Genomic DNA, 12,928 nt, shown 5'->3' on the forward strand with positions numbered 1-12,928 from the left:
GGTCCGGCCAGGGCCGTCCGCACGGGGCACCACGGTCACCTGACCGCGTCACGTGCTGCGCGGATGGACGTGCGGGAGGCCGACGCCTCCCCGGGCCGTCCGGGTCTGCCGGTCGTTCAGCAGGGGTCGGCGCAGACGATGCCGTGCGTGGCGAGGCCGGAGGCGGCCTGGTTGTTCAGCGCCGACACGTCGATCTTCGACAGCCTGTCGATGTTGAGCACGTGGACGTTCTTGACCGAGTTGTTGGCCACGCCGTTCAGCAGGCTCGCGCCGCTGAGCGCCGACCACTGGCTGCCGATCTGGTTGCCGGTGTTGACCGCGCCGGAGGAGGCGGCGGAGGAGGCGGCGGGGGTCACCACGCACTGGGTGGTGGTGACGGCCGACTTGGCCTCGCACCAGGTCGCGCTGATGGAGCTGGTGGCGACGGGCGCGACGACGGCGGGCTTGGCGATGACGCAGTTGGTCGTGACGACGACCGGCTTGGCGACACAGTGGGTCGTGGTGATGACCGGCTTGACAGCGCACACGTCGGTGGTGACGGCGGGCTTGGCACCGCAGTCGGACGTCCTCTTGACCGGGGCGGGGTTCGCGTCGGCAGAGGCGGCAGTGGCCGAGATACCGAACGCGAAGCCGGCGATGGCTGCACCGACGAGAATGCGACGCATCATTTCACTTCTCCTTTGTTGGGGATTCAGCGCGAGAGGGGTTTGCGCATCATCTGAGTCGCTCTCACAGGTCTGCGAGGGCCGAATAAAGATCCCGCGCCCCACCCGGTCACCGCAACCGAAATTCGCTAAGTCGGAGTCAAATACGGCCCTCAATTGCTTGGCACTTGGTGATGCGTTGTCCGGATATGTCCCGCATACTCCAGACTTGGCGATGAGTTATGGACGTCTATTTCCCGCTTATCGCCTTATGCGCTACCGACCTGATCAAAGGGGGTTTTATCTCCATACGGCGGGAGGAATACTCCCGACCGGACGTCCTGGGCGACACCGAAGGGGCTGCGATGCGAAAACGAGCGCGAGAACGCCGAATATGCCGTGGACCCCATACTGACGCTTCTCATCGGGGCGGCGACAAAGCGGAGCCCGGGGAATGCTGATCGTTTTGAATAGCGGCGCGACAGACGTACGGGCACGACGGACGGGGGTGCACGGGCGGCCTGAAGGCGCGTGGGGTCAGGCGGTGCACGCGGGGGTCAGGCGGTGCAGGCGGGGGGTCGGCCGGGTCAGGGGACGGCGGGCGGGGGCGCCGGCGGGAGGGCCAGGAGCGCGGGTCGCACGGCGTCGGGGGGCGGCGCGGCGGAGGCGGCGCGGCGGGGGGGGCGGCGCGGCGGAGGGGGCGGCGCGGCGGAGGGGGCGCGGCGGTGGCGGCGCGTGGCGCGCTGGGCAGGCCGGGTCCCGTACGTGTGAGGTGGCGGTCGGGGGAGTCGGCGTTCTGGAGCAGTGGGCCGGTGACGGCGAAGGCCCGGGACGTCCCGCCGGAGCGGGTGGGCGTCCCGGGCCGCGCGCATCAGGTCCGGAGACCGGGCGGAAACCGTGGCCTCGCGAGAATCCACGGTCGTCGCGATGTGCGTCAGGGCGCCGGATCGCGAAGGTGATGGCGTCCGGTGACCGGCCGGCTCGTGGCCGGCGGTCCTCGGAGGAGACTTCGCGCCCGCGCCCCCGGTGGTGTCAGCCGTTGTTGAGGGCGGTGACGTTGAGCTCGGAGGCGCGGGTCACGTTGAGCACGTGCACGTTGTGCACCGAGTCGTTGAGAACGTTGTTCAGGGCGGTCAGGTTGTCGAGCGCGCTGAACTGGCTCAGCACGCTGTTGCCGCTGTTGAACGGTGCGGAGTCGGCGGAGGCGGCGGTGGCCGAGAAGCCGAACGCGGCGCCCGCGATTGCAGCACCGACGAGAATACGACGGATCATGTTTGTTTTCCTCCGTTGATCGGCGCACAATGGGCGGCGCCATAGTCGATTGCGCAGGGCTGTAAGGTGCCGTCAATAACAATCCCCAACAGCATGCGCGCGCCGCAACCCAAGAAAGCCTCGCCAGAGTCAAGGAGCCGCCTCGATTTCTTGGCACTCCGTTTCGCCCGGCACCGAACTCGCGTCATATACAGAATACGGCGGCGAGGCGGCTGCGTTGTTTGGCGATGATCACCCTAAACTTGGCAGCCGCATTCGGCTGGGCGTCCTCGGCGAAAAACATCGGTCCGCGTATCACCCTGTTCGGGGCGTGGGCCCCGGGAAAGCGTCAAGACGCGCGCCGCTTTCGCCGGCCGGAGGTCAGGCCGGGCCGTGCTCCGTCTCGTCGAGGCGGGCCAGGGCGTCCGACAGGCGCCGCAGGGCGGCCAGGCACTCGTGGGCGCCTTCCTGGCCCAGCTCCGCGACGAGCCGTTCGGCGAACGCCCGGTGCCCCGGCACGATCCTGGCGATGGCCTCGCGCCCGGCCGCCGTGGGCACGAGCAGCTTGGCGCGGCGGTGGGCGGGGTTGGGCCGGTATTCGGCCAACCCCTTCTCCACCAGTAGGTCGGCGACCCGCTGCACGCCCTGGCGGGTCATGCCCATGGTCCGGGCGATGCCCGCGACGGGCAGCGGCTCGCGCAGCACCGCGCCGAGCACCTGCCACCAGGCCGCGGTGAGCCCGGCCGGCCGGGCCAGCCTCTCCGACACCTCCAGGAACTGGCCGTTCAGCCGGAAGACGGTCAACGCGACGGCCGAAAGCAGGTCAGCCGGCTCGCTCACGCGTCCATCAACACCTCGTAGGCCGAGGCGTCGCTCTTCGCGAACAGCCGGAACCAGGCGTCGAGGACGTCGGGCCGGTAGACGTCGAGGCGGCCCAGGATCTCGCGGGCGAAGGCCACCGGCTCGGTGGGACCGGCGGTGATCAGGTCGCCGTCGGTCACCGCGTCCTCCTCGCGGTAGCGCTTGGCTCCCGCGTAGCCCTCCTGCGCCTCCAGGTACTGCACCACTGCGCTGGTGTGGTCGCGGTCGTCGAGCAGCCCCTCGCGGGCCAGCCCGGCGGTGGCGCCGCAGATCGCGGCGACCGGGACGCCTGCGTCGAGGAACGTGCGGGCGGCGCGGGCGAACGGCGTGAGCGAGTCGCCCGCGTCCCACAGGTCGGCGCCGGTCAGGATGAGCAGCGCGCTGCCCTCGGGCGTCAGGTCGTCGAGCGTGATGTCGGGGACGACGCGCATCCCGCCCATGGTGGTGATCGGGTCGGCCGTCAGGGCGACCGTGACGATCTCGTACGAGCCGGGCTCGCGGTGGAAGCGGGGGCTGCGCAGGTGGGCGATCGCGTGTCCGCTCTCCCAGTCGGCCATGGTGTCGTAGACGGCGAGGTGGACGGGCTTCTTCGTCGTGTTCATGACAGTATCTTGTCATATCGACAGTGTGTTGTCAAGAGGTGGACGTGCGAGGATAGGTCCATGGCAGAGATCGTCGGCGGGGGGCAGCCGGTCAACGACGCGGAGCGGCGGGTGATCGCATACCTCCGCGACCACGCGCCCGCCGGCTGGCTGCTGCTGCACAACGTCGAAGTGCCCCGCGGCCACGACCTGTTCGAGGTGGACCTGCTCGTGCTGACCGGCCACTCCCTGGTGGTCATCGACGTCAAGGGCACGCGCGGCCGCATCGAGGTCTCGGGCGCGCGGTGGTTCCCGCCGCGCCGCGAGGCGTTCGGCTCCCCGGTGACCAAGCTCCGCGGCACCGCCAAGGCGCTGAAGGGCCTGCTGGTGTCCCGGGCGACCCAGTTGGAGCGGGTGTACGTCGACAACCTCGTCGTGCTGACCTCACCCGACGCCGAGCTGGTCGACCCCGCCGGGCGAGACCGGCCCAACGTCACCGACCTGCCCCGCCTGGTGGCCACGCTGAGCGACGTCTCGCGGATCCGGCGCGGCTGCAGCCCCGACATCAGGCCGTACCTCACCAAGATCCTCGACGCGCTCAACCAGACCGTGCGCCGCAGCACCGCCCCGCCCCGCTTCGGCAACTGGGAGGTCGAGGAACAGCTCGGCGGCGACGCCCGGGTGACCGAATACCGCGCCTTCAACGCGACGCTGCCCGGCAGCGAGACCGTGCTGCTGCGCGTCTACCAGGCCGACCCGCTGGCCGACGAGGAGTCACGGGCCGCCGAGCGGCAGCGCATCGCCAACGCCTACCAGACGCTGGCGCGCATCCCACCGCATCCGTGTCTGGTGCGCTCGCGTGACTTCTTCGCCATCGACGACGAGAGCCGGTTCGTGCTCGTGCTCGACGACGTGCACGGCGAGGCGCTCCACCTCAGCCTGGGCAAGGGCGCGCGCCTCGGCGTCATCCAGGACCTGCTGCGCGGCCTGGCCCACGCCCACGCCCACGGCGTCGTGCACCGCGCCCTCACCCCGGCCTGCGTGCTGGTGACCGACGACGGGCACGCCGTCCTGACGGGGTTCGACTACGCGAAGCCGGGCCCGCGCAACTTCACGGTGGCCCACGAGCTGAGCAACGTGCTCGACGCCCACTACGTGGCGCCCGAGTGCCACGATCGGCCCGACCGGATGACGGCCGCCTCCGACGTCTACGCGGCCGGGGTGATCGCCTACCAGCTCCTCACCGGGGAGCTGCCGGCCAGCGCCGACGTCCACGGCCCCGACGTGCCCGACGTGGTGCGCGGGATGCTCGACCACTCGCCGGCCAAGCGGCCGACCGCGGCGGAGGCGCTCGACGCGCTCCAGGGCATCCCCCAGCAGTCCCGCCTCAGGCGGCTGGTCCGCCGCATCGTGTCGGGGCCCTGAACGCGCTCCCGCCGGCGCGCCCGAGTCCGACTCCGGCGGTCCCGGCAGGCCGGCGGGGAGCGCGGGCCTACGCCGGGATCTCGCGGCGCAGCACGCCGGCGTGCTGCAGGTAGTCGAGCGCCAGACCGGTACGGCCGGCCGTGCGGTGCAGCTCCCCCAGCATCTGGGTGGTGGACGCCTCGCCGCTGCGGTCGCCCAGCTCGCGGAAGACCACCAGCGACTGTTCGAGGCGCGTCGAGGCCCCGGCCAGCTCGCCGCGCGCCACCTGCAGCCCGGCCAGGCTCTGCATGGCGTAGGCGCCGCAGTGCCGGTCGCCGAGCGACTCGAAGATGTCCAGCGCGTGCCGGTGGAACACCATGGCCTGGTGCAACTGCCCCATCTGCAGGCAGACGCAGCCTTCGCGGTGCGCGTCGCCGAGCTCCTGGGCCAGCCGCATCGCCTGCCGGAGCGAGGCGTCCGCCTGGGCGTAGTCGCCGGCCTTGAGGCAGACGCGGCCGATGGCCTGGCGGGCGAACGCCTCGCCCTGGGGGTCGCCCGCGGTCAGGAACATGGCGAGCGCGCGCTTGAAGTGGCCGAGCGACTGCAGGTGCCTGCCGCGGAACTGGCTGACGGCGCCGAGCCCGCAGATGGAGGTGGCCTCGGCCCGCAGGTCGCCGAGGTCGTGGAAGAGCCGGCGGGCCCGGGTGAAGCCCTCGGTCGCGTCGTCGTACCGGTCCTGGTAGAGCGCCACCTGCGCGAGGCCGCGCAGCATGGCGGCCTCGCCGTAGGTGTCGCCGGCGGCGCGGGCGGCGTCCAGAGCGACGGTGTGGGTGCGCTTCCAGGTGTCGAGCAGGCAGTGCAGGTCCAGGTACGGGACCATGGCGGCGGCCAGGCCCCAGGCCGACTCCGCCAGGCCGGCGCCGGCGGCGACGCCGATGGCGCCGACCAGCGAGTCGTGCTCGGCCTCGAACCAGCCGAGCGGGTCGGAGGTCAGCCGGTCCAGCGTCTGCTGGGGAAGCTGCCAGCGCGGGGTGCGGGGGGCGGTGAGGCTGAAGACGGTGGTGGGCAGCCGGCCCATGGCGTGCTCGGTGGTCGCCGTCCAGGCGGCCAGCACCCGGGCCAGCCCGGCCCGGTCGGGGCCGCGTTCGAGGGCGTGCCGGCGGAAGAGGTCGGGCACCCGGTAGCGCGGCTGCCCGACGGGGTCGGTGCCGACCAGCTCCAGCAGGTTGACGTCCACCAGGAGGTCGGTCACGTCGTCGGCCCGGTGCCGGTCGAGCGCGGCGTCCACCACCCAGCCGGGCTGGGCGAGCGCCCCGAACTGGCCGAACGTGCCGAGGGTGCGGGCGGCCTCGTCGGTCAGGTGGCGGTAGCTGCGTTCGAGGCTGTCGCGGACCTCGGTGAGCTCGCTGAGCCGGTCGTCCTCCAGCCGCTGCCTCAGCACGGCGAGCGCCCAGCCGGGCCGTCCGGCCAACCGCGCGCCGGCGCTGCGGACGGCCAGCGGCAGCCGGCCGCACGCCTCGACGATGGCCTGGGCGTCCTCCCGCTCGCGGGCCACCCGGTCGGCGCCGACGATCCTGGCGAACAGCCGCATCGCGTCATCCTGGGTCAGCTCGGCGAGGTGGACGTGCACGGCGCCGGGAAGCTGGGTGATGCGGCGCCGGCTGGTCACGATGACGACGCTGTCGTTGCCGGGTAACAGCGGGCGCACCTGCGCCGCGTCGAGGGCGTCGTCCAGCAGGACGAGCATGGGCCGTTCCGCCAGCAGCGACCGGTAGAGCGCCGAGCGTTCGCGCAGCGTGGGCGGCGGCGTCTCGGCGCCCAGCGCCCGGAGCGCTTCGGCGAGCACGTCGCCCGGCTCCCGCCCGTCGAGGTCGAGGTAGAGCTGCCCGGCTGGGAACCGGTCGCGCAGGGTGTGCCCGGCGTGCACGGCCAGCGCCGACTTGCCGGCCCCCGGCGGGCCGGAGACGACCGCGATCTGGAACGGCTCGGCCAGCACGGCGAGATCCTCGTCCCGCCCGGTGAAGTCGGGCACGTCGGGGGGGAGCTGCCGGGGCGCGGCGGGCGGGGCCTCGTCGGCGAGGATGGCCTCGTACGTGGCGCGCAGGTCGGCGCCGGGCTCCACGCCCAGCTCGTCGACGAGCTGCTCCCTGATGGTGGCGTAGGCCCGCAACGCCTCCGCCTTACGGCCGCCGCGGTGCAGGGCGAGCACCAGCCGGCCCCACAGGTCCTCCCGGTAGGGGTGCTCGGTCAGCAGGCCGCGCAGGTCGGTCACGGCGCCCGCGTGGTCGCCGCGGTCCATCCGCCGGTTGATCAGCTCTTCGGCGGCCCGCAGGCGTACTTCGTGGAGGGGTTCGAGGCGGCGGTCCCAGACCGGGCTGCCGGGCAGGTCGGCCAGCGGGGAGCCGCGCCACAGCGCCAGCGCCTCGGCGAACCGGGCCTGTCCCACCAGTTCCTCGAAGGTGTGCAGGTCGAGTGCCCCGTCGGGGACGTCGATCGCGTAACCGGAACCGTCGCCCCGCAGCAGGCCGCCGGCCGGCTCGGCGGCGCCGGCGAGGTCGGACCTGAGCGAGCTGACGTAGGTGCGCACGTTGGCCTGCGCCGAGCGGGGCGGGCGCTCCGGCCAGAGCACCTCGACGAGTTGGTCGGCGCCGACCACCCGGCCCGCGTCCAGCAGCAACGTGGCCAGCAACAGGCGGGGCTTCCTGCCGGAGATCCGGACGGGCTGGCCCGATAACCGGACTTCCAGCGGCCCGAGCACATGGAAAGTGACCGTCATGACCGCATCTGCTCCTTTTGGAGGCGTGACAGCTCTTTGTATCGGGTCTGGACGTTTCTTGTGCGCCATATGCCGACCCTTGTCTCAGAGATCCCACGGGAAAGGATCACCACATGAAGCTCAATGGAGCACTCGTCGCAGGTTGCGCGGTGTTATTCGGCCTGGCCACAGCCACGATGACGGCCACGGCGGCGGCAGCGGACCCCGCGCCCGCCCCCACCTCCAGCCCCACCGCGACCCCGGCCCCCACGGCCCCCGCGACCCCGACCCCCACGGGAACGGAGTCGCCCGCCCAGCTCCTGGCCGCTCCGAACTTCCAGCTCCCGTTCCCCTGCGGACAGACCTGGAACGGCAACAACAGCGCCAGCAGCGCGCACAAGGCGTATGAGATCGACTTCAACCGGGGCAGCACGGCGAACGCCGACCTCGGCGACACGGTCGTCGCCGCCGCCGCGGGCACCGTCGGCATCTCCGCCCACCAGGGCAGCGTGAACGGCTTCGGCAACCTGGTGACGATCAACCACGGTGGCGGCTACGTCACCTACTACGCCCACCTGAACTCCCGCTCGGTCTCCGCCGGCCAGACGGTCGCGCAGGGCCAGAAGATCGGCACGGTCGGCAAGACCAGCAGGCCGGGCAACAACATCTCCGCGCACCTGCACTTCGAGGTGCGCAAGGGCACCGGCTACCCGTCGAACATCCAGCGCGCCGTCTTCGGCGGCAAGACGTTCGGCTACCCCGTCGCGAACGTGACCTCGCAGAACAAGTGCTCCGGCGGCGGCACCCCCACCAACCCGCACACCCCCGAGCAGGTCTGCGGCTCCGGCTCCAAGGTGATCGACTCGCAGGCCCTCGGCAGCGAAGGCCGCGTCTACCTGCTCTACAACAGCGCCACCGGCAACAACTGCGTGACCACGCTGAAGGCCAAGTCGCTCGGCACGAAGACCGCGACCACCGCCTTCCTAGAGGTGCAGGGCAGCGCCCGTAAGACCGACTCCGGCAACTTCACCTACTACGCCGGGCCCGTCTCCGCCAGGGCCCCCGGCAAGTGCGTGAAGTGGGGCGGCAAGGCCGGCTCCGTCACCTACACCAGCCCCTTCGAGCATTGCGGATCATGAGACTCAGAACCCTCGCACTCGCCGGACTGATCGCCGTGTCCGGCCAGCAGGTGGCGTACGCCGCCACCGCCTCCCTCTCCGCCACGTCCACCGCGGCCCCGCTGGCCGAGGCCTTCACCAAGGCCGCCGCCGCCTACGAGGTGCCGCACGACCTGCTGGTCGCCCTCGGCTACGCCGAGACCCACCTCGACGGCCACGACGGCGCGCCCAGCGCCAGCGGCGGCTACGGTGTCATGCACCTGGTCAGCAACCCCAGGACGAAGACCCTCGACGAGGCCGCCAAGCTCACCTCGCGACCGGTCGCCGAGCTGAAGTCCGACGACGCGGCCAACGTGCTCGGCGGCGCCGCGGTGCTGCGCGCCCGCGCCGACGCGCTCGGCCTGGACGCGACCGACCGCAAGGACCCGGCCAAGTGGTACGGCGCCGTGGCCGCGTACGGCAACGCCGCCGAGGAGAGCACGGCAAAGCTCTACGCCGACGCCGTCTACGAGGCCCTCGCCGAAGGCGTCGAGGCGGCCGGCGTGCGGACCGCCCCGCGCGCCGTGCAGCCCGAGCTCGGCGACTACGCCGACGCCGAGCCCCGCACGCTCGCCGCGGCCACCGACTATCCGGGCGCGCTCTGGAAGGCGGCGCACAGCAGCAACTACGCCGTGTCCAACCGCCCGACCAGCGACAAGATCGACCGGATCGTCATCCACGTGACGCAGGGCTCGTACGCCGGCGCGATCTCGTGGTTCCAGACCGGCCCCCGCGCCAACCCCACGTCCGCGCACTACGTGATCCGCTCCTCCGACGGCCAGATCACGCAGATGGTGCGCGAGAAGAACCGCGCCTTCCACGCCGGCAACTGGAACCGGCGCTCGGTCGGCATCGAGCACGAGGGCTACGTGGACAACGCCTCGTGGTTCACCGACCAGATGTACCGCGCCTCGGCCGCGCTGACGCGCAGCATCGCCGACAGGTACGGCATCCCGAAGGACCGCACCCACATCGTGGGCCACCACGGCGTGCCCGGCGCGAACCACACCGACCCGGGTCCGCACTGGAACTGGACGAAGTACATGGGCTACGTGACCGGCGGTTCGGGCACGCCGACCAACCCGCACACCCCCGAGAAGGTCTGCGGCACCGGTTACAAGGTCATCGACTCGCAGGCGCTGAGCACGGCCGGCACGGCGTACCTGCTGTACAACAGCGCCACCGGCTACAACTGCGTGGCCACGCTGAAGAAGACCTCGCTCGGCAAGGCCAGCGCGGTCAGCGCCTTCCTGGAGCCCCAGGGGTCGAGCCGGAAGACCGACTCGGGCAACTTCACCTACTACGCGGGCCCCGTCTCCGCCAAGGCGCCCGGCAAGTGCGTGAAGTGGGGCGGCTCGGTCGGCTCCGCCACGTACACGAGCCCGTTCGAGCACTGCGGCTGATCGGCTGACAGCCCCGGGACGGCCTCGGCGCCGCCGCTGACACACGCGGCGCGCCGGGGCCGTCCCCGCGTTCACCGATCAGCCCCACCACGCGGAGCCCGCACGGCGCCCCCGGAGTCCGGCACACTGGAGCGGGTGAGCAAGCCGAACCTGGCGCGCAGGGTCGCGGACGCGGCCGAGATCGCGCTGGCCAACCGGAAGTACGTGACGTTCATCGACGTGGTGACCGGGCTGCGGTGGCTGCACTCGCGCCACGTCGACGTCTGGCGGCAGGGCCGGGCGGCCACCCTGACCGAGCTGGCGGCGGTCGACGACGACCGCCTGCTCCAGGCCGCCACGCTGCTGCGCGACTGGGCGGTGGCCAAGGGCCTGCGGCCGGTGGAGATCCCGTACGTGTCGGGCAGCCGTGACCGGCGCGAGCTGCGCTTCACCGCGGCGGCGCACCCGCAGGAGGGGTTCCGCACGCACTGGCTCGCCCCGGGGCTGAGCGAGGCGCGGGCCCGGCAGCTCACCGAACGCCAGAGCAAGGCGCCCGACCTGGTGGTCGTGGCCCCGCTGGAGCCGTGGACGTGCGCGTCGTGCGCCGACACCGGCCCCTACCTGATCATGGAGGACGACCGGCCGCACTGCCTGACCTGCGCCGACATGGACCACCTGGTGTTCCTGCCGTCGGGTGACGCGGCGTTGAGCCGGCGGGCCAAGCAGGAGAGCGGCCTCGCGGCCGTGGTCGTCCGGTACAACCGGCGGCGCAAGGTCTACCAGCGCCAGGGTCTGCTGGTGGAGGAGCGCGCGCTGGAGGCGGCCGAGGAGCGCTGCCTGGCCGACGAGGAGGTCCGCCTGCGCCGCCGCGAGCGGGACCGGGAGCGCCGGGCGGAGCAGGACGTCGAGTTCCAGGAGCGGATGGCGGCGGAGATCGCCCGCCTCTTCCCTCGCTGCCCGGCCGGGCGGGCCGGCGAGATCGCGGCCCACGCCGCCCTGCGCGGCAGCGGCCGGGTCGGCCGCACGGCCGCCGCCAGGGCGCTCGACGCGAACACGATCACCCTGGCCGTGGTCGCCTCGATCCGCCACCTCGACACCGACTACGACCGGCTGCTGATGGCCGGAGTCCCCCGTATGGAGGCCCGCGACCGCATCAGGCAGACCATCGACCGCAAGCTGGCCGAGTTCAGAGGAGCCGAGTTCGGAGGAGAGGCATGACCGACTGGCACGAGGTACGCGAGGCGCTGCGGGCGTTCGCGCTGGGACTGCCCGAGGCCCACGAGGATCACCCGTGGGGCGACACCGTCATCAAGGTCGGCAAGAAGGTGTTCGTCTTCCTCGGCGTGGACGAGCCGACCGACAAGTGGGACCCGTCGTTCAGCGTGAAGCTGCTGTCGGAGGCCCACGGCCACGCGCTGACCGTCGCGGGGGCGGCGCCCACCGGCTACGGGCTGGGCCGGGCCGGGTGGGTCACCGTGCCGCTGCTGGCCGAGCTGCCGCCGACCGAGGTGCTGCTCGACTGGGTGGAGGAGAGCTACCGGGCGATCGCCCCGAAGCGGGCGGTCCGGCTGCTCGACGAGCGCTGAAGGTGATCTTCCGGCTCGCTGTCGCGAGGGATGCCTCCCCCGGTCAGGTGACGGGCAGCCGCCGGGCGTACCGCTCGTCCCGCCACAGCTCCTTGTCCAGCACGTCGGCCAGCGTCGCGGCGGCGTCCCAGACGTCCACGTGGCGGGTGTAGAGCGGCGCGAAGCCGAAGCGGAGGATGTCGGGCGCCCGGAAGTCGCCGTGCACGCCCCGGTCGATCAGCGCCCGCATCACCGGGTAGCCGTCGGGGTGGCGCAGGCTGACCTGGCTGCCGCGCCGCTCGGGGTCGGCGGGCGTGGCCGACTCCAGCCGGTCGCCGACCAGGTCGAGGAAGAGGGAGGTCAGCGCCACGCTCTTGGCCCGCAGCTCGGCCATCGGCACCCGCTCCCAGACGTCCAGCGCCGCGTCCAGGGCCGCCGACGACAGCACGTGCGGGCTGCCCACCGTGAACCGCCTGATCCCCTCGGCCGGCCGGTAGTCGCGCTCGAAGGCGAACGGCTCGGCGTGCCCGTGCCAGCCGGACAGCACGTTCTCGGCGTCGGCCAGGTGGCGCGGGTTGACGTACAGGAAGGCCGGCGAGCCCGGACCGCCGTTCACGTACTTGTAGGTGCAGCCGACCGCGAAGTCGGCCCCGGAGACGTCCACCTCCATCGCGCCCACGCTGTGGCAGAGATCCCAGACGATCAGGGCACCCGCCGCGTGCGCCCGCGCGGTCACCTCGGGCACGTCCTGCCGCGCGCCGGTGCGGTAGTCGACCTCCGAGAGCAGCACCACGGCCGCGTCGTCGAAGCGGCCCTCGGCCAGGTCGCGGACCTCGTAGCCGCCCAGCGCCCCGGCGAGCCCCTGGACGATGTAGTGGTCGGTGGGGAAGTTCGTCGCGTCGGAGACGATCACGCGGCGCTCGGGGCGCAGCCGCAGGGCCGCCGACACCGCCTGGTGGATCACGATGGACGTGGTGTTGCCCACCACGACCTGTCCCGGGCCGGCGCCGATGAGCGGGGCCAGCCGGTCACCGAGGGTCAGCGGCTGGGTGAACCAGCCGTCGTGGTTCCAGCCGCCGACGAGTCGTCGCCCCCACTCCTCCTCGACCGTCCGCCGCACCCGCTCGGCCGTGCGGCGGGGCAGCGCGCCGAGCGAGTTGCCGACGAGGTAGACGATCCCTTCGGGCAGCACGAACTCGTCCCTGAACTCCCGCAGCGGATCCGCGGCGTCCAGCGCCAGGCAGTGGTCTCGATCCGGCATCCGGCGACTCCTTCCGGTCACAGGCCGTTCATCGGCGGCATGGGCGTTACGGTAGGGAGGGTTGGGG

At 72.3% G+C, this 12,928-nt stretch carries 11 protein-coding genes; 5 read left to right on the forward strand and 6 right to left on the reverse strand.

Annotation, left to right across the window (positions count from 1 at the left end; genetic code table 11):
* Positions 1 to 116: 116 nt before the first annotated feature.
* The 4 genes from ACGF0J_RS29540 to ACGF0J_RS29555 form a co-directional block, all read right to left on the reverse strand.
* Positions 117 to 668 carry a hypothetical protein gene (locus ACGF0J_RS29540; protein WP_393150900.1) on the reverse strand — a complete coding sequence of 184 codons (552 nt, stop codon included), beginning with the start codon at positions 666 to 668 and terminating at the stop codon, positions 117 to 119.
* A 1,008-nt stretch (positions 669 to 1,676) separates the two neighbouring features.
* Positions 1,677 to 1,916, reverse strand: coding sequence for a hypothetical protein (locus ACGF0J_RS29545; protein ID WP_393150902.1), 240 nt, complete (start codon positions 1,914 to 1,916; stop codon positions 1,677 to 1,679).
* 360 nt (positions 1,917 to 2,276) lie between these two features.
* A complete protein-coding gene (locus ACGF0J_RS29550) occupies positions 2,277 to 2,735 on the reverse strand; it encodes a MarR family winged helix-turn-helix transcriptional regulator (protein WP_393150904.1) in 459 nt (152 codons plus the stop codon).
* On the reverse strand, positions 2,732 to 3,358 hold the full coding sequence (locus ACGF0J_RS29555; protein WP_393150906.1) for a type 1 glutamine amidotransferase family protein: 627 nt from the start codon (positions 3,356 to 3,358) through the stop codon (positions 2,732 to 2,734). Before ACGF0J_RS29555 ends, ACGF0J_RS29550 begins: the two co-directional genes overlap by 4 nt.
* Before the next feature lie 60 nt (positions 3,359 to 3,418).
* Here ACGF0J_RS29555 and ACGF0J_RS29560 point away from each other — a divergent pair, with 60 nt between their 5' ends.
* Entirely contained in the window at positions 3,419 to 4,762 is a 1,344-nt protein-coding gene (locus ACGF0J_RS29560; protein WP_393150908.1) for an NERD domain-containing protein, read from the forward strand.
* Positions 4,763 to 4,829: 67 nt separating this feature from the next.
* On the opposite strand, the gene ACGF0J_RS29565 is transcribed toward ACGF0J_RS29560, so the two are convergent.
* A complete protein-coding gene (locus ACGF0J_RS29565) occupies positions 4,830 to 7,517 on the reverse strand; it encodes a BTAD domain-containing putative transcriptional regulator (RefSeq protein ID WP_393150910.1) in 2,688 nt (895 codons plus the stop codon).
* A gap of 149 nt (positions 7,518 to 7,666) precedes the next feature.
* On the opposite strand from ACGF0J_RS29565, the gene ACGF0J_RS29570 reads away from it, so the two are divergent.
* From ACGF0J_RS29570 to ACGF0J_RS29585, 4 genes are all read left to right on the forward strand, one after another.
* The gene (locus ACGF0J_RS29570; protein WP_393150912.1) at positions 7,667 to 8,635 is read left to right on the forward strand and encodes a M23 family metallopeptidase; all 969 of its coding nucleotides are present in this window, start codon (positions 7,667 to 7,669) and stop codon (positions 8,633 to 8,635) included.
* Positions 8,632 to 10,056 (forward strand): N-acetylmuramoyl-L-alanine amidase, encoded by a 1,425-nt coding sequence (locus ACGF0J_RS29575; protein ID WP_393150914.1) that lies wholly within the window; start codon positions 8,632 to 8,634, stop codon positions 10,054 to 10,056. The genes ACGF0J_RS29570 and ACGF0J_RS29575 overlap by 4 nt, the downstream gene beginning before the upstream one ends.
* Before the next feature lie 135 nt (positions 10,057 to 10,191).
* Positions 10,192 to 11,253, forward strand: a complete 1,062-nt coding sequence (locus tag ACGF0J_RS29580; RefSeq protein ID WP_393150916.1) for a DUF2293 domain-containing protein — start codon at positions 10,192 to 10,194, stop codon at positions 11,251 to 11,253.
* Positions 11,250 to 11,621: an MmcQ/YjbR family DNA-binding protein gene (locus ACGF0J_RS29585; RefSeq protein WP_393150918.1), complete on the forward strand. Its 372-nt coding sequence runs from the start codon at positions 11,250 to 11,252 to the stop codon at positions 11,619 to 11,621. The genes ACGF0J_RS29580 and ACGF0J_RS29585 overlap by 4 nt, the downstream gene beginning before the upstream one ends.
* A 43-nt stretch (positions 11,622 to 11,664) precedes the next feature.
* Here ACGF0J_RS29585 and kynU read toward each other — a convergent pair whose 3' ends face one another.
* The gene (kynU, locus tag ACGF0J_RS29590) at positions 11,665 to 12,861 is read right to left on the reverse strand and encodes a kynureninase (protein WP_393150920.1); all 1,197 of its coding nucleotides are present in this window, start codon (positions 12,859 to 12,861) and stop codon (positions 11,665 to 11,667) included.
* Positions 12,862 to 12,928: the final 67 nt, after the last annotated feature.

The organism is Nonomuraea sp. NPDC047897, assembly GCF_043204415.1.
Classification (GTDB): Bacteria; Actinomycetota; Actinomycetes; order Streptosporangiales; family Streptosporangiaceae; genus Nonomuraea.